Source organism: Crossiella sp. CA198 (genome assembly GCF_052078295.1).
Lineage (GTDB): Bacteria > Actinomycetota > Actinomycetes > Mycobacteriales > Pseudonocardiaceae > Crossiella.
In genome coordinates this window covers 239,275-260,782 of the sequence record NZ_JBQJIM010000014.1, presented here as the reverse complement: position 1 = coordinate 260,782, position 21,508 = coordinate 239,275, and the positions used below count along the sequence as shown (strand labels likewise).

The following is a 21,508-nucleotide window of genomic DNA, read 5'->3' as shown; positions in this document are numbered from 1 at the left end:
TCCCCACGGTAACCGCCTCAGAGCCGCTGCACGCCCGGCTTGCCGTCCAGCACCGCGAACCGGCGCGCCACCGACAGCGTCACCTTCGCCGGATCCTTCTCCAGCACCGAGGAGACCTGCATGAACTCCGCGGTGAGCTGGGCTGGGGTCAGTGTGGCCCGCACATAGCCCCGGGTGTGCCCGACGTAGTTGAGGTGCGGGTTCTTGTCCAGCCCGCCAGGCACGGTGGTGGAGCTGTGCGAGGTGATCGAGGTGGTGACCAGTTCGGCGCCCACGATCGGCGAGGAGTGCTGGAAGTAGTTGAGCCGCAGGTTGTTCGCCCAGGCCCGGTGCACATCGCCGGTGAGCACCACCGGGTTGCGCACGCCGCGGTCGATCCAGCCCTGGGTGAGGCGTTCCCGGTTGCGCCGGTAGCCGTCCCAGGCGTCGGTGCTGACATCGCAGGTCCCGGCCGCGCCGTCGGTGTCGCGCTGGGCGAAGAACACCTGCTGCCCCAGGATGTCCCAGCGCGAGTCCTTCACGGCCAGCCGATCGAGGAGCCACTTCTCCTGGGCCGCGCCGGTGAGCGTGCGGGCCTCCTTGGTGATCTCCGCGCAACTACCGGCCGGGGCCTGCAACCAGCGGTGCTGCCGGGTATCCATCATGTGGAAGCGCGCCAGGGAGCCCCAGGCGACCCCGCGATACAGGTTGATCTTGCCGCTGGCCGGTTTCATCGCCTTGGGCAACGGCATGTTCTCCCAGAACGCCTGGAAGGACGCCTGTCTGCGGGCCGCGGCCGGTTCGGTGTGCCCGCCTGCCCAGTTGTTGCGCAGCTCGTGATCGTCGAAGACGACCAGCCAGGGCGCGGCGGCGTGCGCGGCCCGCAACATCGGGTCCAGGCGGTGCTGGGCATAGCGGATCCGGTACTCGCCGAGGGTGTCGGTCTCGTCGAAATCGGTGTAGCCACGCACCTTCGTGGCCTGGCCGGAAGGCTTCTCGTACATGTAGTCGCCGAGGAAGAGCACCAGGTCGGGTCGGTCGGCGGCCAGGTAGCGGTAGGCGTGGTACCAGCCCTCCTCGAAGTGCGCGCAGGAGGCGAAGGAGAAGGTCAGCTTGGCTGGTTCGGTGCCAGCGGCCGGTGCGGTGCGGGTGCGGCCGACGGGGGAGAGGGCGGTGCCTGCCTGGAAGCGGTAGAAGTACTCCCGGCCCGGCTGCAGGCCGCGGGGTTCGGCGTGCACGCTGTGGCCCTCGGCGGCGACCGCGGTTTCCTTGCCGGAGGCCACGATCGCGGTCATCGCGGCGTCGGTGGCCAGCTGCCACTCGACCTCCACCGCGGCGGCGCCCATGCCACCGTCGGGGTCAAGGGGGTTCTGCGCGAGGCGGGTCCACAGCACCATGCCGTCCGGCCGCGGTTCGCCGGAGCCGACACCCAGGGTGAAGGGGTCAGCTAGGGGCGCGAGCCTGCGGGCGGGGGCGTCAGAGAGTCCGATTCCGGGAGCGGCCAGGGCTCCGGTGGCGGCCAGGCCGGTGACCAGGAACAGGCGACGGTTCAGCGACATCGGGATCCTCCGGTCAGGCTCGGTCGGTGATGGGGGCGCCGCAGGTGTTCTCCAGGACGTCCTTGCTGCCGTGTTCGCCGAGGCAGACCCGGTAGTGCACCCAGCTGCCCTCACCCAGTTCGAGGTTCGCGGTGACGCTGGTGCCCTTGCCGTTGGGGTTCCACACCAGGTGCGGGCCGGTGCCGTCGGGCAGCCAGTACAGGAGCACCGCGGAGTGCCCGTCGCCGACCTGGTCGGTGAGGGTGAAGACCTCGCCGAGGGATTTGAAGCTCGCCTTGCCCGCGCAGGCCGCGTCCGCGGTGCAGCGGCTGGAATCGGCCAGCGCGGCCGGGGTCGCCGACAGCGCCGCCGCTAACGCGACGCCGCCGACGACCAAGGGACGTGACAGTGTTCTCCGCATGGACACCTGCCGTGGTGGGGGACGGCACGGCATGGTTACCCATTGGCAACCTTGCCGCAGGAACAGTCAGTTCCTAACATGAGGTGTCCGGGGCACGGTAGCGCCGTTCAGCGGTTGCGGATCAGGGCAGCAACAGGCCCCAGTACAGGCCGAACGGCACCAGCACCGCGGTCCCGGCCAGCAGCAGCGGCAGCCGGAACCGCGCGGTCACGTTCGCCTTCTCCCGCCGCCAGGCCAGCGCGGTGAGCACTCCGGCCACCACGGTCGCCACCCACAGCAGTTGCACGGCCAGCCAGGGCAGCGGACGGCCCAGGATGATCGGCCCGCCGACGTGGAAGGCGTTGCTGGTGAACAGGAATCCGAGGTAGCCGAGCGCGCCGAGCACCGCGGCCGAGCCGAGTCCGGCCAGCCAGCGCGCGGGGCGGACCGAGCGGGTGCGCCGCAGCGCGCCGATCCCGTAGCCCAGGAAGGCGATCAGCAGCAGCGCCAGCACGGCCAGCTGCAGCCAGCCCGCCTCCCACCAGCCGAGCGGCTCTCGCGGCAGGGTGCGCGCGTCCTGCTTGGCCGCAGCGTCCACAGTGGACACTGGCGGGCCGAAGGCGACGGTGTTCACCCACTCGCCCAACAGGTTCAGGTAGCCGGGCTGGTAGTCCGCGCGCTTGGTGAAGCCGCGGTCGTCGGTGCCAAGGATCCGGTGCTGACCGTCCGGGTAGGTCTTGAGCGTGTGGTGGCGGTGTCCGGTGCGGGCGAAGGTGTCCCGGTAGACCTCCAGGGATTCCCCCGGCGGGGTCAGCACGTCGTAACCACCCCAGACCGCGAGCACCGGCACGGTCACCTTGGCCAGGGTGGGCACCGGGTCGTAGAACGGTTCCGGGAACACCCCGCCCTCGGTGACCTGGCGCATCGCGGTGTGCAGCAGGTGCCCCATCGAGCCTTGGATGCCGTGCCAGCGGACCCGGTTGGCCACCGCCCAGGTTTCCTGCCGGGCCGGGGTCAATCCGTTGGCGCCCACGGTGATCAGGAACTTCACCGCGTCCGAGCGGGTCGCCGCGAGGGGCGCCACCCAGCCGCCCTCGGAGAAGCCGAGCAGGCCGATCCGGGCCGGATCCACATCCGGGCGGTTCTTCAGCAGTTGCGTCATCCCGGCCAGGGCGTCATCGGCGAGCTGGGTGTAGTCGCGGTGCACTTTCGAGTAGCCCTCGGTGCGCTTGCGGTAGGTCAGCGCGACGATCCCGGCCCTGGCGAAGGCCTGCGCCTCGGGCAGCATGTTGTCCGCCTCAGTGGCCCCGGAACCGCTGATCAGCACCACCGCCGGATGACGGCCGGGAGTGCCGGGGGAGGTGACGATGGCCGGGAAGGACAGGCCGTCCCTGGTGAAACTGGTCTGCTCCGCCTTGGCCGCCGGTTGGGCGTGCCCAGGTAAGGCGGAGGCAAGAGTGGCGACAGTCGCCAGCAGCGTGGCGAGCTTGATCCGGAGCAGCACGGAGTGCTCTCCTTTCCTTGCGGAGGTTGCGTACACGGGAAATGGCGCGTGCTTCCGTTGCTCCGGTGTCGCCGAGCGGCAACTCGGCGACACCGGCCTTACTTCTTTCTCAGCCGTCCCCCGGATCGGGGAAGGCCACCCACCTGACCAGCAGCCGGCGCGAGTCCGGGGCAGCCGGATCGTGCTCGGCCCGGTACCGGTTGAGCAGGTCGAGGTAGTCGGCGAAGAACCGGGTCAGTTCCTCCTGGGTCAGCGTGAGCGCGCCCCGCGAGTAGGGCACCGCGTCGGCCCACTCGCCGAACTCCGCGCGACGCTCGGCGAAGCGCGCGTAGGTGGCCAGGTCCGCGGCCAGTCCGTCGTCGGCGAGCTGGGCCAGCACGGCCCGCACCTCCGGTGACTGACCCGCCGACCGAGGGAACCGGATGTCCTTGGAGACCGGCCGCCACCAGCGTTCCTTGCCGTGGCCCAGTTCGGTGTCCTCGCGGACGAAGTCGTGCCGGGCGAGCTGGCGCAGGTGGTAGCTGGTGGCCCCGGTGTTCTGCCCGAGCGCGGTGGCCAGGGTGGTCGCGGTGGCCGGTCCGTTGCGGTGCAGCTCCCGCAGGATGCGCTGCCGCAGCGGATGCGCGAAGGCCTTCAGCGCCGCTGGGTCGGTCAGCTCCCGGGGAGACTCGGTCATGCCAGTGACCATACCTGTGCAAAGGAACCTGTGCACACTTTTTTCTGCAACTCGTTCCGCGAAGTTGTGGACAGGTTCCTGGCCTGTGGACAACCGCCGCCACCGTCTCGATGATCGTGGTAAACCCTGGGTATGAACGAGTTCAACCGGAAGCTGATCGAGGAGTTCCGGGCCAGCGCGGGCCAGGTCGGCGGCATGTTCGCCGGAGCCGACCTCGTCCTGCTCACCACCACCGGGGCCAGATCCGGGCTGCCCCGCACCAGCCCGGCGCTGTACTTCCAGGAGGGCGACCAGCTCGGCGTGGTGGCCTCCAACGGCGGCGCGGACCAGCACCCGGCCTGGTACCACAACCTCAAGGCCAACCCGGTCGGCACCGCCGAGATCGGCGCGGAGACCTTCGCCTTCACCGCGACCGAGATCGCCGAGGAGTCCGAGCGGGTCCGCTGGTACGCCAAGGCGGTGGCCCGCAACAAGAACTTCGCCGACTACGAGGCGGGCACCAGCCGCCGCATCCCGGTGCTGTTGCTGCGGCGGCACCGGTGAGCGCGGCGGAGTTCGCCGAGGCCGAGCGGCCGCGCGATGAGGAGGCGGTGGCGCGGTTCGTGGAGCGCTTCGCCCTGCTCATGACCGAGGGCGGCATGCCGAGGATGGCGGCCAGGGTCTTCGCCCTGATCATGGCCTCCGAACAGGGCGCGCACACCGCGGCGGAGATCGCCCAGCGGCTGGAGATCAGCCCAGCCGCGGTGTCCGGGGCGGTGCGCTTCCTGACCGAGACCCGCCTGGTCATCCGGGACCGGGAGCCGGGGCAGCGGCGCGATGTCTTCCGGGTCGGCGAGGAGTTCTGGTACGACACCCTCTCCCGCAAGAACCGGGCCCTGGACGATCTGCTGGCCGCGGCCACCGAGGGCACCGTCGCACTCGGCCCGGACACCCCCGCGGGCAGGCGGATGGCCGTCACCGGCGAGTTCCTGGCCTACATGCGCGAGCAACTGCCCAACCTGATCACCCGCTGGCAGACGGAACGGGCCGCCCCGTGACCGGGATCCACATCCGCCCCGCCGAACCCGGCGACGTGCCGGCCCTGACCGGCCTGCTGGTCCGCGCCTTCGCCAGGGACGAGTTCATCAACTGGGTCTACCTCGACCCGCCCAGCCGCCCTCGGGTGCACGGCGGCCTGACCGCCGAGGCGTTGCGCCGCCAGTACCTGCCCGGCGGCGGCGTGCAGGTCGCGCTCGACGAACAGGACCGATTACTCGGCGGCGGCGTGTGGGCCCCGCCCGGCCCGGCGCACGGCGGCCGCTGGCACAAACTCCTGCTGATCCCGGCCATCCTGACCGCCATGGGCCCCGGCAACTTCCGCGAGTTCCTCCGCCGCGGCAAGGCGGTCGACCACGCCCTGGCCGCCGCCCGCCCGCGCGAACCGCATTGGTACCTGTCCCTGCTGGCCGCCGACCCGGACCGGCAGCGCTCCGGGGTGGGCGGCGCGCTGCTGCGGGCCCGCCTCACCGGCCTGCGCGCGCCCGCCTACCTGGAATGCGTGCGGGACAACGTCGGCTACTACGAAAGGTTCGGCTTCACCGTCACCGAGAAACTCGACCTGCCCCCGGCGGCGCCACCGCTGTTCGGCATGTGGCGGGAACCGAGCTGAGGAAGGCCAGCCAGCGTTGCGGCGCGAACTCCAGCACCGGCCCGCCGGCGTGCTTGGAGTCGCGCACCCCGGTCAGCCCGTCCGCCCAGGCCACCTCCACGCAGTCCGCGCCGGTGCCGCTGCGGGTGCTGCGCCGCCAGCGCGCGCTCGTCCATCGGTCCATCGGTGCGGCTCCTTCACGCTTGTTCGTACTGCCTGGCCAGGCCGGCGATGAACTCCACCGACCTGGCGGGGCTCAACGCGACCTCGATCAGCTTGTCCACCTCGTGCTGGAAGAAGGCCAGCTCCTCCGGCTTGTCCAGGAACAACCCGGAGATCTTGTGATCGAGGAAGGCCACCGGCCCCTGCTCGGCGAAGTCGAGCAGGGTGAACGGCCCATCCAGGCCCGCGTGCCCACCCAGGTCGAAAGGCAGCACCTGCAGGGTCACCGAGGGCCGCTCGGCGGTGTCCACCAGCTGGCGGAGCTGGCGGGCCATCACTCGCGGATTGCCCAGCACCCGCCGCAACGCCATCTCGTCCATGATCGCGTGGTACTCCGGCGGCACGTCCCGGCTGAGCACCGCCTGCCGCCCCATCCGCACCGCCACCCGCCCCTCGACCTCGCTCTCCGGCATGCCGCCCGCCTTCATCAGCGCCCGGGTGTAGTCGGCGGTCTGCAACAGCCCCGGCACCAGCAACGGCTGGCAACTGTCGATCCGGATCGCCTCGTTCTCCAGCCGGATGAGCGTCTTGACCTCCTCCGACAGCGGCCCGCTCAGCTCCCACCAGGCGTCCTCGCCATCGCGCTGCGCCAGCGTCAGCAACCGCTGCCGCTCCACCCCGACCACCCGGTAGATGGCCAGCATGGAGGCCGCGTCCGCCGGCGTCACGCCCTGTTTGCCGGTCTCCATCCGGGAGATCTTGGAGGCCTGCCAGCCCAGTTCCGCGGCCACCTGGACGCAGGTCAGCCCACGCTGTTTGCGCAGGGCGCGGAGTTCACCGCCGACACTGCGCCCAGGCAGGATGGCGTGCTTCGGGCTGGACATGACCCCACGTATACCTGTACGCAAATTTGCGAGCAGGCTCAGCCCGCCCCGTGACCCGATGAGGTGATCACGCCGTCTGCCCCGGCCGATCCACCACAGCCCGCCGCATGATCAGCACCGGCCCGAAGCTCTGCCCCTCCCGGTGGTACTGGTCAGCCTTGAGCGCCACACTGTGCTGCCCGAGGTATTCGAAGGTGTTCCGGTCGAACAACAAGTCGGCCCGCACATCGCCGATGGTGAACCCGACCGCGATCACGGCCCGCCTCTTCGCGTCCATCGTCTCGCCCACCAGCTGCACCCCGGGAATCCGGGCCGCGGCCTGGTACAGGGCGACGAGCACATCAGGCGGCGCGTCGCCACTGCGCAGCAACTCGAAAATCCGGTGGAACACACCCCAATCCCTGGGCTGGTCCGGTTGGAGTGCCCCGTAGAACTGGGCGAGCAGCTTGTCGGGGTCGGTGGGCAGCGTGCTGACCGGGGGAATGTTCCGGTCCGACTCGTCCCAGCTCTGCCCTTCCCGCAGCTCACCACCGTTGTTCCGGGAAGCACCCCGGACGCTGGTGGCCCCCGGATACCAGTTCTCCAACCGGTTGAACTCCGGCCCGGGAAGCATCCGGGCGTTCCCGTCCTCGCCCACCACAGTCGTCCGCCACTGATTGAAGCTGTCCACGTAGAGGTACTGATCGGGCCGAACCACCAGCGGCCGGGCCCGCACCGCCTGCACAGCCTTACTCAGCAACTCGGCCGCATTCCGCACCGGCGGCCGCGCCAGCTGCGAGTTCGACCCCACCGGCGCCGCGTCCCGAACAGCAGGCGCCACCAGCACCACCGCGGCCACCGCGGCCGCGACGACGAACGGAATCGCCAGCACCGGCCACCGCACCCGCGCCCACCGCCACCGCGGCGCGGGGGAGTGCACCCGGCGCAGAAACTCCGCCCGCAACTCGGCATGCCGCTGTTCGGACAGTTCCGGATCCCCCGGCGGCGGCAACAGCCGGGTCAACTCAACCCGCTCTTGATCAAGGCTCACAGTCCACTCTCCACAGGCGAAAGTCCCAGGTCACCCGATACCTGTCCGCCCCGGCCCCCCGGTTCCGCCGCCCAGGCCCGCAACCGCGTCCGGGCCCGGGAAAGCCGAGACCGCACCGTCCCCACCGGAATCCCCAGTGCCGAGGCGGTCTCGGCATAGTCGAGCCCCGCCCACACGCACAAGGTGAACACCTCCCGCTCAGCCCGCCGCAACTTCCCCAGCGCCGCGGTCACCCGAGCCACCAACTCCCCATCATGCAACCGGCCGACCAGCTCCTCGGAGAAGTCCGGCACCACCTCCGGCGGCGGCAGTTTCCCCAGCGCGACCTGATGCCGCCGAGCCGCCCGCGTCACATTGCGCAACACATTGGTCGCGATCCCGAACAACCAGGGCCGCACCGACTCCCCCTCCGGATCCAGCCGCCCCCGGGCCCGCCAAGCCTCCAGAAAGGTCAACGACACCACATCCTCAGCCACCGCCACATTCCCGGTGACCCGGGCCGCATGCCGATGCACCACCCCCGCATGCTCATCGAACAACTCCGCAAAGGCGCGCGGATCACCCGCACGCAACCGAGCCCGAATGGATATCCCCACACCCCCTCCTGTCCGCCCCACCCCCCAGGTTCCCACCGTCCGCGAAAAATCCCGAAACCGAGGGCATCCGGGGATGCGGGGCGGTGCGAACGCGACGATCATCGGGTGAGTGGACCGGGAGAAGATCGACTATCGCGAGGTGCGGGAGACCAATCTCGTGACGCTCTACGGGCGGGCGTTGCACAGCCGGGAACCGGAGCCGATCCTGCGGGATGAGGTGGCTGAGCGGCTGGTGGCGCGGATCGACTACGACTTCGGCGGGTTGCGGGTCGACCGCGCCTCGGCGATGGCGGTGGCGATGCGGGCCCGGCAATTCGACGAGTGGGTGCGGACCTTTCTGCGGCGGTATCCGGACGCCGTGGTGTTGCACCTGGCCTGTGGCCTGGACAGCCGGTACCTGCGGCTGGCACCACCGTCCACCGTGGACTGGTTCGAGGTGGACTTTCCCGATGTCGTCGACCTGCGCCGCAGGCTCTTCCCGCCGGTCACGCAAGCCGGCTACCACCTGATCGGCGCCTCCGTCACCGACCCCGCCTGGTTCGGCCAGCTCCCCACCGGCCGCCCCGGCCTAATGATCGCCGAAGGCCTGACCATGTACCTCACCGAAGCCGAACTACTACCCCTCCTACGCCGGGTCACCAACCACTTCCCGCGCGGCGAACTCGACTTCGACGCGATGAACCGGCTCAGCATCCGGGTCGGGAACCTCAGTCCGTTGTTGCGGCGGATGGGGGCACGGTTCCGGTGGGGCCTGGACGACGCGCGGGACCTGGAGCGGCTGGTGCCGGGGGTTCGGTTGGTCGAGGAGGTGACGGCGGTGCGGTTGCGGGGACTCAATCGGCTGCCGCACCTCTATCAGCTCGTGGCGCGGTTCGCGGACCGGTTCGGGCCGTTGCGGCGGGTCAGCAGGCTGGTCCGGTATCGGTTCTGATCATGGTTAGGATGACCTCTGTGCCGGAGCGGCCGATGCGCGCGGACGCGCAACGCAACTATGACCGGATTCTCGCCGCGGCCGAGGTGGCCTTCGCCAGGGACGGCGCCGAGGCGTCACTGGAGGAGATCGCCCGGCAGGCCGGGGTCGGGTCGGCGACCTTGCACCGGCACTTCCCGTCTCGCCGCACCCTGCTGGAAGCGGTGTTCCGGGATCGGGTCCAGGGGTTGTGTGATCAGGCCGATGTGCTGGCCGAGACCCTGGAACCGGGGGCGGCGCTGGTGGGTTGGTTGCAGGAGTTCGCGGCGCTGGCCACGGCCAACCGGGGGCTGGCGGCGTCGGTGTTGCCCGTGGCCGGGGACGGGGTGGGGTGGCACGCGATGATCAGCGAAGCGGGGGGTGAGTTGTTGCGGCGGGCGCAGCGGGCAGGGGCGGTGCGGGACGGAGTGGGGCTCGGCGATCTGCTGACGCTGGTCAGCGCGATCTCGTTGCTCACCGAGCAGGCGCCGGAGGGCACCGCCACCGCGAGCCGGTTGCTGACCCTCGCCCTGGACGGCGTGCACCCGCGTTAGCCGCGGCGGAAGCCGCCCTCGCTGTTGAGCACCTGGCCGGTGATCCACTCGGCCTCGTCGGTGGCCAGCCAGGCGATCAGCCGGGCCGGATCGTCGGGGCGGCCCCAGCGGCCCGAGGGGGAACTCTTCGCGACGAACTCGGCCAGGTCGGGAGTGGCCCAGCCGGTGTCCACCGGGCCCGGGTTGACCGCGTTGACCGTGATGCCGGCCTCGGCCAGTTCGTCGGAGACCGTGGCGGTGATCGCGGCCAGCGCGCCCTTGGCCGCGGCATAGGCCACCTCGCCGCGCATCGGGCCGAGTTGCTGGCCGGAGGTCAGGAACACCACCCGGCCGCCGCGGCCCGCCTGGAAGTGGTGGGCGAAGCGCTGGGTGAGCAGCAGGGTGGAGCGGGTGTTCACCGCGTAGTGCTCGTCCAGCTTGGCCGCGGTCATCTCGCGCAGGGTGCCGTCGCCGCCACTGCGGGCGTGGTTGCAGACCAGGATGTCGAGGCGGCCGAACCGTTCGATGGCCGCATCCACGATCCGGGCGGGCGCGTCGGGGGCGACCAGGTCGCCGCTGATCTCCTCGACCCGGGCGTCACCGGCCGCGCGCACCCCTTCGAGGACCTCCGCCAGGGGTTCCGCACCCCAAGGCTGGTCGGCGTCGTGTGGGCTGTGGTGGTGCAACAGCAGGTCGGCGCCGTAGGCGTGCAGGCGGCGGGCGGTGGCGTAGCCGATGCCGGCCACCCGGCTCACGCCGGTCACCAGGGCGACTCGGCCACGCAGCGGGAACGGGTCACGTCCAAGATCGGCCACGAGGGGCACGCTAGCGAGTCACCACGACTGTGGCGAACTATTTCTCCGTGCCCTGACCAGGCGGTATCCGCGGAAGTACCACAGGTGCGGTGGTTAGCAGCAGAGCCGCGGGCAGCAGGAACGCGGCCAGGGGATCCAGGTGGTAGACGGGGACGAAGGCCACGGGGGAGAGGGCGCCGCCGCCAAAGCGCAGGGACTGCACCACCGACACGGCCCCGCCGCGGTTGTCGCCGTTCCCTGCCAGGACCAGCGCGTTCAGCCCGACCATGATCAGTTGCATGGCCGGGCCGGCCGCCGCCCACAGCAGGCCGACCGCGAGCAGGGAGGGCACCAGGCCGACCCCGGCCAGCAGCACGCCGCCGAGCACCGTGCCGGTCAGCACGCAGCGGCGGGCGCCGAAGCGGTCGATGGCCCGGCCGACCGCCCGCGCGGTGAGGATCCCGGTCAGCCCGAACCCGGTCAGCACCAGTCCCCTGGTGCCCGCGGAGAGCTGGAAGTCATCGTCGAGGCGCAGCGCCACCAGGTAGGACAGTCCGCCCAGGCAGCCCCAGCCGATCCCGGCGACCAGGCCTGCACGCAGCACCGCCGGTCGCCACGCGGTGCGCAGACTGGCCGAGCGTCGCGGTCCGGACTCGCCGCCCGGCAAGCCCAGCACCGCCAGCCCCGCCGCCACCACGGCCACCCCGAGGAAGGCATAACGCCAGCTCACCTCAGCCGCGAGGCCGCCGATCAGCGGTGCGGAGGTCTGCCCGGCGGCCTGCATGGAGGCGAACCAGCCCAGCGTGCGGCCCAGCCGGGCCTGCGGGGTGATCGCGGCCAGCGCGCCCAGCAGCAGGGGAGTGACGAAGGCGTTGGCCGCCCCCTGCACCGCGCGCCCGGCCAGGAACAGGTACTCCTCCTGGGCCAGCGCGCAGCCCAGCGAGGCGGCCACGTACACCAGGTAGGCGGTGATCACCGTGCGGCGGGCGCCCCAGCGCTGACCCCAGGTGCCGGAGAACAGCATGAACCCGGCGAAAGGGATCATGTACACGGTGAGTGAGGCCGAGGCGGCCCCGGCGGAGAGCTGGAACGCCTCGCCCAGCTCCGGCAGCATCGAGGCCACCACGCCACCGCCGAACGGGCCGAGGAACCCGCCCGCGTACAGCCCGGCGACCGCGAGGCGCCCGGGTAACCCGCTCAGCGCGCGCCCGGACCGTGCGGCCCCGGCTGATCACCGCGTCCGCCCCGGCCGCCGCGACGGCGCAGGTACCGCTCGAAGTCCGCGGCGATGGCGTCCCCGCTCAGCTCGGTGAGCCGGTCGTTGATGTCGCCGTCGGGGTCGCCGCGCTCCTCCAGGGACCGGACGTAGCTGGCCACGTCCTCGTCCTCCTCGGCCATCTCCGAGACCGTGCGCTCCCACTCCTCGGCCTGTTCCGGCAGCGCGCCCAGGGGCACCTCCAGGTCCAGGACCTCCTCCACCCGGTGCAGCAGCGCCAGGGTGGCCTTGGGTGAGGGCGGCTGGGAGACGTAGTGCGGGACCGCGGCCCAGAAGGAGATCGCGGGCACGCCCATCTGCACGCACGCGTCCTGGAAGACCCCGACGATGCCGGTGGCGCCCTCGTAGCGGGAGCGTTCCAGCCCGAAGGTGGCCGCCGACTCCGCGTCGTAGGCGGTGCCGGTGACCTGCACCGGGCGGGTGTGCGCGATGTCCATCAGCAGCGCGCCGAGGGTCACCACCGTGGTCACGCCCAGGCTCTCCACGTGGTGCAGCAGCTCGGCGCAGAAGGCCCGCCAGCGCATGTTCGGCTCTATGCCGTGCATGAGCACCACGTCGAAGTCCGCGCCGGGCGGGCGGCACACCGACAGCCTGGTGGTGGGCCACTCGACCCGCCGGGTGACCCCGTCCACCATGTGCACAGTGGGCCTGGTCACCTGGAAGTCGTAGTAGTCGTCCGGGTCGATCTCCGCCAGCGGGGTGGCGTCCCAGGTGAGCTGGAGGTGCTCAATCGCGGTGCTGGCCGCGTCACCTGCGTCGTTCCACCCTTCGAAAGCCGCGATGAGCACCGGGTTGACGAGGGTCGGCGGGTCAGCCTGGGTGTCCTCGGATGCTGCGGGGCGCTCTTCGGGATCTGTCACCGGGCAAGACTAAGGCCCAGCACCCCCGGTACGGGCCCGTAGGCTGTCGGCATGTCTGATCATGACGTGTCGCCGCTGTTAGAAGCCTTGCCGCGACCCGCCAGGACCACGGGTTTCCCGGCCGCCGTGCTGTGGGACATGGACGGCACCCTGGTCGACTCGGAGAAGGTCTGGGACATCTCCCTGGACGATCTGGCCGCCGAACTCGGCGGCACGCTGTCCCTGCCCACCCGGCAGGCGATGGTCGGCTCCAACCAGGAGCGCACCATCGCGATGCTGTTCACCGAACTCGGCCTCGACCACGTCGAGCCGGAGCTGGCGGCGGCCTCGGCCTGGCTGACCAAGCGCACCGCCGAGCTGTTCACCCTGGGCCTGCCCTGGCGGCCGGGCGCCCTGGAGGCGCTGCGGATGGTGCGCGCGAGCGGGTTGCCGACCGCGCTGGTGACCTCCACCCAGCGGGAGCTGACCGAGCTGGCCCTGGACAGCATCGGCCGGGAGTTCTTCGACTTCACCCTGTGTGGCGATGAGGTCAGCCGGACCAAACCGCATCCGGAGCCGTATCTGACCGCGGCCGCCCGTCTCGGGGTCGCCCCCGCCGACTGTGTGGTGGTGGAGGACTCGCCCACCGGCGCGGCCTCGGCGGCCGCGGCCGGGTGCACGGTGCTGGTGGTGCCGTGTGAGGTGCCGGTCGAGCCAGGCCCCCGACGCGTCTTCCGCGACACCCTGGAGAACCTCGACCTGGCCACGCTGGCCGGATTACCTGCGGAACATATTGACGACACCGCTCGTTGATAAAAGGTTGCCAAGCTTGCGTAACGAATAGATCACCGTTTCCGGCGGCCGGAAAAACGCAACGTGCATTTCCCGGCCGCCGGTGCGGCAGTCAGGTCAGGTGCTGGTCACCTTTCACCCCTCTGCCTGCTCTTACGGGCTGACTGGTCCCAGCCCCGCGTGTGCTGTCGCGCCCGCCGGCTCTGCCTTCCCCCGGCATTGCCGAGCGATCCCCATTTTTCCCCCATGGAAACGCTCCCCAGTTCTGTTGTCACCAAACAATGTGGTGCAACACCAATAATGCCCAACTCGCCGGGTGGCTGCCATCGAAATTAGTTGGATTTTCGATATCCGCAGGTCACCGGGAAATGATGCGGCCGGATGGCTCAGCCCAGTGCCTGCATCAGGGGGCTGTAGAGGCGGCTCCGGTCAGCGGGCAGCGGACCACCGTAGGTCATGATCGTCGAGGCGAAACCGGGGGTCAGTCCGCGGGCCGCCACCCAGTCGGCCAGGCCGGTGTGCAGGTCGTCGACGTCGATGCGCACCTCGGCCGCGCCCGCGGCCAGGGCCAGGTCGGTGAGCAGGGCCTGGGCCAGTTCGGGGCGTTGCGCCACCACCGGGCCGAGCACCAGGTGGTCGTCATTGCGCCAGGCCGCGGCGAACCCGGCCAGTCTGCCGTCGACCTCGATCACCCGGAGGTGTTCGGCGAAGGAGTGCAGGCGGCGCAGCACCGGGGAGCGGTCGGCGCCGAACACCGCGAGGTCCAGTTCCAGGACCGCGGCGAGGTCGGCCGGGGTGGCCGCGCGGCTGTGCCCGGCGGCGCCGGGTTCGGCCTGGAACCGGCCCCGGCGGGACTGGATCCGGCCGTGCGAGATGAAGCCGAGCTGCTCGTACAGGCCGAGGCCCTGGACGGTGGCGGTCAGCGCCAGGGTGGCCCCGCCCGCCTGGTCGATGGCGTGCCGCATCAGGCGTGTGCCCAGGCCCTGGCGGGCGAAGCGGGCGGCGACCAGGACCATGCTGACCGCGATCAGCTCGGCCCGGTAGCGGGTGAGCACCATGGTTGCGGCCAGGCCGCCGTCGGGGGCGCGCAGCGCGTGCACCTCGCCGACGCCCATCAGGAACCGCCACTTGCGTTCCTCCCGCGGCCACTCGCGATCGAGGGCCAGCGCGGAGCAGGCGGGCAGGTCAGCCGGGGTGAGCCGCTCGAACGGCGTGGTCGGGGCGATCATGCGAGCAGCATCGCCCCGGGGCGGCCCGCGGCAAATACTTTTAGCCCACGCTGAACCATGGCTCCACCACCAGCACGCCTTCCCCTGGCACGGCCTGGTACTCGCCGCGCCCCAACTCGACCCGGAGCAGCCGGGCCCCGACCCGCGACCAGTCCCGCGGATCCACCGTCACCACCACCTGCGTGGGTGTCTCCCAGACCAGGCCACGGTCGGGCTGGATCCCGCCGGGCAGCCAGCGCACGACCCCGGTGGGATCGGCTTCGGCCAGGTCGAACCAGGTCAGCGCGGGTGGGGCGTGGCTGGTGGTGAACAGGCCCGCGCCGCCGGGCGCCAGCCGCACCGTGCTGGGCAGCCACAGTTCCCGGCGCAGCCCGCCGGGCCCGGTGAGCACCACATCGTCGGCGGAGGCGACGGTGAGCATCAGCCCGGACCGCGAGTCGGCCTGGCTGACCGGCCCGGTCGGCCACTCGTACTCGGGCAGCCACTCCAGCCTGCGCGCGCCGTCGAGGAGGTCCAGGTGGTGCCGCCGCCGGTAGGACTGGCGGCCGATGTGGTGCTCGTCCACGCACAGCCGCCTGCCGTCCGGCTCCAGCCGCGCCGTGCCGGGTAGGTGCCCGCTACCCAGCCGCAGCAGTTCGCCGCCGGGCCGCACCAGCACGGTCTGCTCACCGAAGACGACCACGCCGTAGGGGGTGTCCAGGGCCCGCCGGGGATTGGGCACGCTCGGGCAGGTGAGCGGCGCGCCGTCGACCCAGCGGGTCAGCGTGCCGTCCTGGCCGAGGATCCCGGCCAGTGGCGGCGGACCCGCCGGCGGCCGGTACCCGGGGGAGTCCCAGGGCGCGCCGGGCGGCGGCAGCTGGGTGACGCCGCTGGTGATACCGGTGTGGCCTGCTTCCCGTGGCGGGTTCGTGGTCAGCGCGAACTCGCCGAGCAGGTCCCCGGTGGCGACCACGGTGCCCTGGTCGGCGACCTGTTCGAGCGCGTCGAGCACGGTGGTGCGGTCCACCAGCAGCCAGTCGGCCAGTTCGGCCAGCCGCCAGCGCCGCCCGGTCAGCTCGCTCCACGCGCCCATCATGATCAGGTCGGTGACGAACCACTTCGACCGGTCCGCGCTCCGCTCGCCGCGGGCGTGCCAGCGCGGCGGTTCCGGTTCGGCTGGCCAGAACTGCAACCGCCACAGCAGCCCCTCGTCCTCGGCGGCCCGGTTGGACACCCGGACCCGGTAGGCCCCTGGCGCGCCCAGGTCCAGGCCCTCCTCGATGAGTCCGCCGGTGAGGAAGGTCAGCCCGACGAACCCGGAGTAGCTCAGGTAGGGCGTCTCGACCACCTCGGTCCAGGCCACCCGCTCCGGCGGCGGGGCCGCGTCGTGCAGTTCGAGGGCGACCCGGTGGTAGCCGTCGAAGGCGTTGCCGTGCAGCCACCCCCACCCGGCCACCGCCACCGTCCCGCCCGGCTGCAGGTCCAGGGCGCCGTCGGTGAGCTGCTCGCCGCCCTCGGGCGGCTCCGGATCACCGCCGCGGAAGGCGTCGATCAGCACCAGGGTGCCGTACTCGGGCAGGTAGTCGTCCTTGATGAAGATCCCCCGTAAGGCCACCCGGGCAACCTAGCGGTCGGCACCGACAACGCCGGGCCCTTCCCCGCCGACGGTGTCCGGAAGACCCACGGCGGCGAGCCGGGCCGGATCGACCAGGATCGCGATGGCGGTGATCCGGCCGTCGGCGACGGTGAAGGAGATGACCGAGAGCGGCGTGCCGTCCGCCCGCCAGGACACGTACCCGGGCAGGCCGTTGACCAGCACCGCCTGGTGCCGGGCGACCGCGCCCGCGGCCAGGCGCGCGCCGGAGGCGACCGCGGTGGCGCCCAGGGTGACCACCACCCCACCCGGGGTGTCCACCGCCAGCCGCACGTCCGGGTCGAGCACCCGCAGCAGCGCCGCGAAATCGCCACCGGCCGCGGCCGCGCGGAAGGCCTGGACCACCGCGCGCTGCTCCCGGCTGGGCGCCGTGGGCCGCTCGGTGGCCCGCACCTTGCGGCGGGCCCGGCTGGCGATCATCTTGGCGGCGTCGGCGGATTTGCCCAGGATCTGGCCGATCTCGGCGAAGGGCACCCCGAACAGGTCGTGCAGCACGAAGGCCAGCCGCTCACCCGGTCCGAGCGAGTCCAGCACGACGAGCAGGGCCAGCCCGACCGAGTCGGCGAGCGCGGCGTGCTCGGCCGGTTCGGGGCCGTCGTCGACGGTGATCACGTATCCGGGCACCTCCTCGCCGTAGGTGGTCTCCTGGCGGGTCTGGCGGGAGCGCAGGACGTCCAGGCTGATCCGGCCGACCACCGTGGTCAGCCAGCCCGCCAGATTGTCGATGGTCGCGGTGTCCTGGCGGGCGACCCGCAGCCAGGCCTCCTGGACCGCGTCCTCGGCGTCGGCGTGCGAGCCGAGCACGCGATAGGCGAGGGCGCGCAGCCGGTCGCGCTGGGCCTGGAACGCCGCGGCCACCAGGTTCGCCTGGCTGGGGTCGGTCATCACCTCACCGGGCCCGGCGCGGTTCGCGCAGCGAGATCCGGTTGCCGTCCGGGTCCACCGCCGCGATGCGCACGCCGAAGGGGTAGTCCTCCGGTTCGGACCGGTCGAAGGGCACGCCCCGCCCGCGCATCACCTCGAAATCCTTGCGCAGGTCGTCGGACTCCAGGACCAGCGGACCGGGTGCGGCGAGCTGCCACGCCTCGACTCGCGGGTCCGCCTCGTGCGCCCACAGGATGATCTGCACCGGGCCGCCGGGCACCCCCACGGTGAGGAAGCGGCCCTCCGCCCCCGGGTAGTCGATCTGTTTCTCCAGGCCGAGCCCCTCGGTGTAGAACTCCAGCGCCCGGTCCTGATCGGTGACGCAGACCGTCACGAACATGATGTTCTTCAGCATCCTGGTCCTCCACTCCACTGTCGGTGTCGCCGGTATGACGGGAGCGGGCGGGCAAAGGTAACCGGAGGGATCCCCGCACCACCACGACGGTAGGTCCACCACCACTGCGCCGGTCCGGGGCCACCAGCGAGAATGAGCGGGTTGCAGTCGCGCTGGGGAGGATCTGACGAATGGCCGTGGCACACCGCGTGGGCAGGTTCGCCCTGCTGAGCTGGACGATTCCGCTGGTCGTCTACGCGGGACTGGGCATCGCGCTGTTCGGTCTGGTGGTGGCCTCCTTCGCCTTGTACACGGTGTGGCTGGGCCTGCCCATGTCGATCCTGTGCTTCGCGATCCTGCGCGGCTACACCGACCTGCACCGCCGCTGGGCCGGCGCCGTGCTCGGCGTCCGGATCGGCCGCCCGTACCGGCCGCGCACCGACAAGGGGTTCTTCCGGCTGCTGCGGCACGTGGTCAGCGATCCGGCGAGCTGGCGGGACTTCGCCTGGCTGCCGCTGAACCTCCTGGTGGGCATCGCGGTCTGCGCGATCGTGCTGGCCCTGTTCTTCGCCGGGCTGGGCGGGATCGTCGCGCTGCCCTGGTTCATCTGGCCGTTCCTGCCCGAGGGCAGCAGCTTCACCCTGACCTTCTGGACCATCGACTCCTGGGCCTCGGCCTTCTTCGTCGGCACCGGACACGGCCTGGTCTACCTGGCGCTGTGGTACATCGGCAGCCAGTGGATCTTCCGCGGCTACGCCATCCTGGCCAGGGCACTGCTGGCCCCCACCGAGAAGACCATGCTGGTCACCCGGGTGCGTGAACTGGCCGAATCGCGGGCGGACGCGGTGGACACCCAGGCCGCCGAGCTGCGCCGGATCGAACGCGACCTGCACGACGGGGCGCAGGCCCGGATGGTCGCCATGGGCATGAGCCTGGGTATGGCCGAGCAACTCATGACGAAGGACCCGAAGGCCGCGCAGGAGCTGCTGGCCGAGGCCCGGCAGGCCAACACCCAGGCGCTCTCGGAGCTGCGAGACCTGGTGCGCGGCATCCACCCGCCGGTGCTGGCCGACCGCGGGCTGGCCGGGGCGGTTCAGGCGCTGGTGCTGGCCAACCCGCTGCCCACCGATGTGGAGATCGAACTGCCCGGCCGGTTGCCCGCGCCAGTGGAGTCCGCGGCCTACTTCGCGGTGGCCGAGGCGCTGACCAACGTGGTCAAGCACAGCGGCGCGGCCAAGGCGTGGGTGCGGGTGACCCATTCCGAGGGCCAGCTGCACGTGCTGGTCGGCGATGACGGGCAGGGCGGGGCCAACCCCAGCGGCGGCACCGGCCTGCGCGGCATCGAACGGCGGCTGTCCGCCTTCGACGGACGGGTCATGGTGACCAGCCCGGCGGGCGGGCCGACCGTGGTGGTGATGGACCTGCCGTGCGAGCCGGTGCCGACCGTGGTCAGCGGCGAGAACTAAGCGCGGTTGCGCAGCTGGCTGGTGATGGTCGGGTCGGTGATCCGGTCGTCCTTGGCCAGCAACAGCACCTTGGACAGGATGACGCTGAGCTGGTCGTCGCCGTCGAAGGGCAGCAGCACCTTCCCGCCCTTGCCGCGGTTGCCGGGCACGATGCACAGGTAGCGGTCGTCGGGCTCGATGAGCACGTTCGCCGAGCCCAGGTGCACCCGGTAGCTGGCCAGGTTGCCGCGCACCCGGACGAACCGCTCGGTCAGCTCGACCCGGTCGGCCAAGGCGAGTTTGGGCAGCAGGTGAGCTAGGACGTCCCGGCGGACCTGGGCCCGCGCGCTCAGCTCGCCGAAGCTGACCTGTTGCCAGTAGCCGAAGTGCGGGTCCTCGCCGCGGTCCACCCAGTTGGGGTCCAGGGCGATCGAGCAGACCCCGACGAACAGGTCCACGTCGCGCATGGCCTCGGTGAAGACCAGTTCGGGGACCTCGTCCAGGGTGAGCGGGGTCTTGGCCCGGTCGGTGGCCCGGTGAAACCAGATCCGGTCGGTGGAGCACAGTTCGGCCGGTCCGTGCGCGTTGGCGTCGGTGGCGAAGTGCTCGAAGACCGCGGTCAGCCCGGCGTCCCGGAACTCCCGGCGGGCCCGGCCCTCGTAGCCGCCGTCGTAGGGGCCGAGGTAGTTGGCGACCCAGCCACGTTCCTTGAACAGCGCGTAGGTCTGGGCGTAGCGCAGCACGTGCGCGGCGAACCGGTTCGAGTAGGTCCCGGTGGCGCGTTCGGCGTCGGTGAGCAGGTAGACCTCACGGAAGGCCTGCTTGAACGGCTGGCGGAATTCCTCGGTCAGCAGCCAGGTCCGCCAGGCCGCGACCTCCTCGGTGGCGGCCCGCGCCGGATGCCACAGCCGTACCGGGCCCGCGGGGAAGTCGATCTCGCCGTCCAGGGTCAGCAGCCGCCCGTGCTGGGGCAGCCCGGTGGTCTCGCCAACGGTCCACAGCAGGCGGGCGGCGATCCGGCCGGTGATCGGGTGCTCCAGGTAGTACTGGCGCCACTCGGCCTGGTCCCATTCACGGTCCTCGGCGAAGAGACCCTCCACCCGGCGCCGCTCGCCCGCGATCACGGCCTTGACCTCGGTGATCCGCCGCTTGAGCGTTCGCACCGTCGATTCCTCGGCCGTCGCGGGCGGTTTGGCCACCCAGTCCGTCCCGTCCTGCCAGCGCACGGTGATCCCGAGATCCGCGCCGAGCAGCACCCGCGCCCGCACGTCGTTGTGGCTCAGCTCGGCCACCCCGTCGGCGTCGAACCCGGCGTCGTCCACCATCCGCTCGGCCAGCTGACCGGGGGAGAGGCCCAGGCGTGCGCCTGCCGTGGTCAGCGCGGCGGCGATGAGTTTGCGGTCGCCGTTGTTGCGGGTGGCCGCGTCCAGGCGCAGCAACGCCTGCACGGCCTCGGCGGTGCCGAGCAGGCCGAGCGCGAAGTAGGCGGAGTTGGGCACCTTCTGGCTAGTGATCCACCCGTCCCCGGTGCTCAGCGATCGCTGGGCCACCCGCACCAGCGCGGTCACCGCCCACTCCGGCCGCAGCTGACCGGTCGCCCAGGCCGCGGCGCGGACCAGGTCGGCGTTGCGGTCATGCACGACGATGGGCAGCTGCTCGCCCCAGACGCAGTCCACCGGGACGGGTGCGGCGTCGGCCACCCGGTCCAGCAGGGCGCGCAGCACGGCCAGGGTCCCGGGCTGGGCGAACACCGTTGCGGTGCCGGTGGTCCAGGTCTTGGTGGGTTTGCTGCCGGGCGCGGTGGCCAGCTGCCGCAGCACGGCGGTGGCGGCCGCCGGGTCGTGCCCGGTCAGCTCCGCGCGCACGGCGATCGCCCAGCCGTCCTCGCCGAAGAGCACCGAGAGATCCAGTTCCGCGCCCTGCTCCTCGGGCAACGCCGCCGCCAGCCGGGACCGCAACGAACCGCGGTCCTCCGGGGCCAGGTCAGCCCGCTGGTTCAGCGCGGCCAGCAACGTCCGGGTGGCCTCGACCGATCCGGCCTGCCGGGCCAGCGCCGCGGCGACCCGGAAGGGCACCAGGACATCGCCGTGCTTAGCCTTGATCGCCACCGCGGCGGCCTGTTCGGCGTCCTCGGGGGTGACGGTGAACGGGACGCGCAGCACCGCGGTGACCAGTTCGCGCAGCTCCCACCAGTGGCCGTTGCTCACCCGCCCACCCGCGGTCAGGCGCACCAGCGTCATCAGCGCCGACCCGACCCGCTCCGGCGGCTCCCCGGCCAGCCCCAGCGCCCAGTCCTCGAACCGGCCCTCGCGCAGCGGGACCATCAGGTCCTTGGCCCGGTTCTCGTGGTCCTTCCAGGACACC

The 21,508-nt window shown here is 71.6% G+C and carries 23 protein-coding genes; 7 read left to right on the top strand and 16 right to left on the bottom strand.

Going from position 1 to position 21,508, the window contains the following annotated elements; translation table 11 throughout:
• Nucleotides 1-17: 17 nt before the first annotated feature.
• The 4 genes from ACTOWY_RS24610 to ACTOWY_RS24595 all read right to left on the bottom strand — a co-directional run bounded on the left by ACTOWY_RS24610 (nt 18) and on the right by ACTOWY_RS24595 (nt 4,097).
• Nucleotides 18-1,538: an alkaline phosphatase D family protein gene (locus tag ACTOWY_RS24610; protein ID WP_441312020.1), complete on the bottom strand. Its 1,521-nt coding sequence runs from the start codon at nt 1,536-1,538 to the stop codon at nt 18-20.
• 13 nt (nt 1,539-1,551) lie between these two features.
• Nucleotides 1,552-1,938: a hypothetical protein gene (locus ACTOWY_RS24605; protein WP_441312019.1), complete on the bottom strand. Its 387-nt coding sequence runs from the start codon at nt 1,936-1,938 to the stop codon at nt 1,552-1,554.
• A gap of 121 nt (nt 1,939-2,059) precedes the next feature.
• The gene (locus ACTOWY_RS24600; RefSeq protein ID WP_441312018.1) at nt 2,060-3,421 is read right to left on the bottom strand and encodes a dienelactone hydrolase family protein; all 1,362 of its coding nucleotides are present in this window, start codon (nt 3,419-3,421) and stop codon (nt 2,060-2,062) included.
• A 109-nt stretch (nt 3,422-3,530) separates the two neighbouring features.
• Nucleotides 3,531-4,097, bottom strand: a complete 567-nt coding sequence (locus ACTOWY_RS24595; RefSeq protein ID WP_441312017.1) for a helix-turn-helix domain-containing protein — start codon at nt 4,095-4,097, stop codon at nt 3,531-3,533.
• Nucleotides 4,098-4,229: 132 nt separating this feature from the next.
• Here ACTOWY_RS24595 and ACTOWY_RS24590 point away from each other — a divergent pair, with 132 nt between their 5' ends.
• Genes ACTOWY_RS24590 through ACTOWY_RS24580 form a run of 3 tightly spaced genes read left to right on the top strand, consistent with a single transcriptional unit; the run spans nt 4,230 to nt 5,745 of the window.
• Nucleotides 4,230-4,640, top strand: a complete 411-nt coding sequence (locus ACTOWY_RS24590; protein ID WP_441312016.1) for a nitroreductase family deazaflavin-dependent oxidoreductase — start codon at nt 4,230-4,232, stop codon at nt 4,638-4,640.
• Nucleotides 4,637-5,134 carry a GbsR/MarR family transcriptional regulator gene (locus ACTOWY_RS24585; RefSeq protein WP_441312015.1) on the top strand — a complete coding sequence of 166 codons (498 nt, stop codon included), beginning with the start codon at nt 4,637-4,639 and terminating at the stop codon, nt 5,132-5,134. The genes ACTOWY_RS24590 and ACTOWY_RS24585 overlap by 4 nt, the downstream gene beginning before the upstream one ends.
• A complete protein-coding gene (locus ACTOWY_RS24580) occupies nt 5,131-5,745 on the top strand; it encodes a GNAT family N-acetyltransferase (RefSeq protein ID WP_441312014.1) in 615 nt (204 codons plus the stop codon). The genes ACTOWY_RS24585 and ACTOWY_RS24580 overlap by 4 nt, the downstream gene beginning before the upstream one ends.
• On the opposite strand, the gene ACTOWY_RS24575 is transcribed toward ACTOWY_RS24580, so the two are convergent.
• From ACTOWY_RS24575 to ACTOWY_RS24560, 4 genes are all read right to left on the bottom strand, one after another.
• Nucleotides 5,678-5,908 (bottom strand): DUF397 domain-containing protein, encoded by a 231-nt coding sequence (locus ACTOWY_RS24575; RefSeq protein ID WP_441312013.1) that lies wholly within the window; start codon nt 5,906-5,908, stop codon nt 5,678-5,680. The genes ACTOWY_RS24580 and ACTOWY_RS24575 overlap by 68 nt on opposite strands.
• A 13-nt stretch (nt 5,909-5,921) precedes the next feature.
• Nucleotides 5,922-6,770, bottom strand: coding sequence for a helix-turn-helix domain-containing protein (locus tag ACTOWY_RS24570; protein WP_441312012.1), 849 nt, complete (start codon nt 6,768-6,770; stop codon nt 5,922-5,924).
• Nucleotides 6,771-6,837: 67 nt separating this feature from the next.
• The gene (locus ACTOWY_RS24565; protein WP_441312011.1) at nt 6,838-7,800 is read right to left on the bottom strand and encodes a CU044_5270 family protein; all 963 of its coding nucleotides are present in this window, start codon (nt 7,798-7,800) and stop codon (nt 6,838-6,840) included.
• Nucleotides 7,797-8,372 (bottom strand): RNA polymerase sigma factor, encoded by a 576-nt coding sequence (locus ACTOWY_RS24560; RefSeq protein WP_441312010.1) that lies wholly within the window; start codon nt 8,370-8,372, stop codon nt 7,797-7,799. The genes ACTOWY_RS24565 and ACTOWY_RS24560 overlap by 4 nt, the downstream gene beginning before the upstream one ends.
• Nucleotides 8,373-8,505: 133 nt before the next feature.
• On the opposite strand from ACTOWY_RS24560, the gene ACTOWY_RS24555 reads away from it, so the two are divergent.
• Together ACTOWY_RS24555 and ACTOWY_RS24550 are read left to right on the top strand one after the other, a co-directional pair.
• Entirely contained in the window at nt 8,506-9,327 is an 822-nt protein-coding gene (locus ACTOWY_RS24555) for a class I SAM-dependent methyltransferase (protein WP_441312009.1), read from the top strand.
• A gap of 11 nt (nt 9,328-9,338) precedes the next feature.
• Nucleotides 9,339-9,899: a TetR/AcrR family transcriptional regulator gene (locus ACTOWY_RS24550; protein ID WP_441312008.1), complete on the top strand. Its 561-nt coding sequence runs from the start codon at nt 9,339-9,341 to the stop codon at nt 9,897-9,899.
• Here the strand turns inward: ACTOWY_RS24550 and ACTOWY_RS24545 are convergent.
• From ACTOWY_RS24545 to ACTOWY_RS24535, 3 genes are read right to left on the bottom strand one after another with little or no spacing between them, the layout of a single operon-like run.
• Complete coding sequence (locus ACTOWY_RS24545; RefSeq protein WP_441312007.1) at nt 9,896-10,693, bottom strand: SDR family oxidoreductase; 798 nt, start codon at nt 10,691-10,693, stop codon at nt 9,896-9,898. The two genes, ACTOWY_RS24550 and ACTOWY_RS24545, sit on opposite strands and share 4 nt — an antisense overlap.
• A 37-nt stretch (nt 10,694-10,730) precedes the next feature.
• Nucleotides 10,731-11,837, bottom strand: coding sequence for an MFS transporter (locus ACTOWY_RS24540; protein ID WP_441312042.1), 1,107 nt, complete (start codon nt 11,835-11,837; stop codon nt 10,731-10,733).
• Nucleotides 11,838-11,869: 32 nt separating this feature from the next.
• Nucleotides 11,870-12,808 (bottom strand): PAC2 family protein, encoded by a 939-nt coding sequence (locus tag ACTOWY_RS24535; RefSeq protein ID WP_441312006.1) that lies wholly within the window; start codon nt 12,806-12,808, stop codon nt 11,870-11,872.
• Nucleotides 12,809-12,859: 51 nt separating this feature from the next.
• Here ACTOWY_RS24535 and ACTOWY_RS24530 point away from each other — a divergent pair, with 51 nt between their 5' ends.
• Complete coding sequence (locus ACTOWY_RS24530) at nt 12,860-13,600, top strand: HAD family hydrolase (RefSeq protein WP_441312005.1); 741 nt, start codon at nt 12,860-12,862, stop codon at nt 13,598-13,600.
• Between the two features lie 365 nt (nt 13,601-13,965).
• Here the strand turns inward: ACTOWY_RS24530 and ACTOWY_RS24525 are convergent, their stop codons facing one another.
• The 4 genes from ACTOWY_RS24525 to ACTOWY_RS24510 are packed head-to-tail and all read right to left on the bottom strand — an operon-like array spanning nt 13,966 to nt 17,720.
• Complete coding sequence (locus ACTOWY_RS24525; protein ID WP_441312004.1) at nt 13,966-14,808, bottom strand: GNAT family N-acetyltransferase; 843 nt, start codon at nt 14,806-14,808, stop codon at nt 13,966-13,968.
• 40 nt (nt 14,809-14,848) lie between these two features.
• Nucleotides 14,849-16,402, bottom strand: coding sequence for a hypothetical protein (locus ACTOWY_RS24520; protein WP_441312003.1), 1,554 nt, complete (start codon nt 16,400-16,402; stop codon nt 14,849-14,851).
• Nucleotides 16,403-16,411: 9 nt separating this feature from the next.
• A complete protein-coding gene (locus ACTOWY_RS24515; protein WP_441312002.1) occupies nt 16,412-17,326 on the bottom strand; it encodes a sigma-70 family RNA polymerase sigma factor in 915 nt (304 codons plus the stop codon).
• A 4-nt stretch (nt 17,327-17,330) separates the two neighbouring features.
• Nucleotides 17,331-17,720: a VOC family protein gene (locus tag ACTOWY_RS24510; protein WP_441312001.1), complete on the bottom strand. Its 390-nt coding sequence runs from the start codon at nt 17,718-17,720 to the stop codon at nt 17,331-17,333.
• 170 nt (nt 17,721-17,890) lie between these two features.
• Here ACTOWY_RS24510 and ACTOWY_RS24505 point away from each other — a divergent pair, with 170 nt between their 5' ends.
• Nucleotides 17,891-19,165, top strand: coding sequence for a sensor histidine kinase (locus tag ACTOWY_RS24505; protein WP_441312000.1), 1,275 nt, complete (start codon nt 17,891-17,893; stop codon nt 19,163-19,165).
• On the opposite strand, the gene ACTOWY_RS24500 is transcribed toward ACTOWY_RS24505, so the two are convergent.
• Nucleotides 19,162-21,507: a DUF4132 domain-containing protein gene (locus ACTOWY_RS24500; RefSeq protein ID WP_441311999.1), complete on the bottom strand. Its 2,346-nt coding sequence runs from the start codon at nt 21,505-21,507 to the stop codon at nt 19,162-19,164. The two genes, ACTOWY_RS24505 and ACTOWY_RS24500, sit on opposite strands and share 4 nt — an antisense overlap.
• Nucleotide 21,508 lies beyond the last annotated feature (1 nt).

What these genes read in the sequence shown, in the direction of transcription:
- ACTOWY_RS24610 (WP_441312020.1), bottom strand. Translation starts at nt 1,538, where the DNA reads ATGTCGCTGAACCGTCGCCTGTTCCTGGTCACCGGCCTGGCCGCCACC.
- ACTOWY_RS24605 (WP_441312019.1), bottom strand. Translation starts at nt 1,938, where the DNA reads ATGCGGAGAACACTGTCACGTCCCTTGGTCGTCGGCGGCGTCGCGTTA.
- ACTOWY_RS24595 (WP_441312017.1), bottom strand. Translation starts at nt 4,097, where the DNA reads ATGACCGAGTCTCCCCGGGAGCTGACCGACCCAGCGGCGCTGAAGGCC.
- ACTOWY_RS24590 (WP_441312016.1), top strand. Translation starts at nt 4,230, where the DNA reads ATGAACGAGTTCAACCGGAAGCTGATCGAGGAGTTCCGGGCCAGCGCG.
- ACTOWY_RS24575 (WP_441312013.1), bottom strand. Translation starts at nt 5,908, where the DNA reads ATGGACCGATGGACGAGCGCGCGCTGGCGGCGCAGCACCCGCAGCGGC.
- ACTOWY_RS24570 (WP_441312012.1), bottom strand. Translation starts at nt 6,770, where the DNA reads ATGTCCAGCCCGAAGCACGCCATCCTGCCTGGGCGCAGTGTCGGCGGT.
- ACTOWY_RS24550 (WP_441312008.1), top strand. Translation starts at nt 9,339, where the DNA reads ATGACCTCTGTGCCGGAGCGGCCGATGCGCGCGGACGCGCAACGCAAC.
- ACTOWY_RS24530 (WP_441312005.1), top strand. Translation starts at nt 12,860, where the DNA reads ATGTCTGATCATGACGTGTCGCCGCTGTTAGAAGCCTTGCCGCGACCC.
- ACTOWY_RS24525 (WP_441312004.1), bottom strand. Translation starts at nt 14,808, where the DNA reads ATGATCGCCCCGACCACGCCGTTCGAGCGGCTCACCCCGGCTGACCTG.
- ACTOWY_RS24515 (WP_441312002.1), bottom strand. Translation starts at nt 17,326, where the DNA reads ATGACCGACCCCAGCCAGGCGAACCTGGTGGCCGCGGCGTTCCAGGCC.
- ACTOWY_RS24510 (WP_441312001.1), bottom strand. Translation starts at nt 17,720, where the DNA reads ATGCTGAAGAACATCATGTTCGTGACGGTCTGCGTCACCGATCAGGAC.
- ACTOWY_RS24505 (WP_441312000.1), top strand. Translation starts at nt 17,891, where the DNA reads ATGGCCGTGGCACACCGCGTGGGCAGGTTCGCCCTGCTGAGCTGGACG.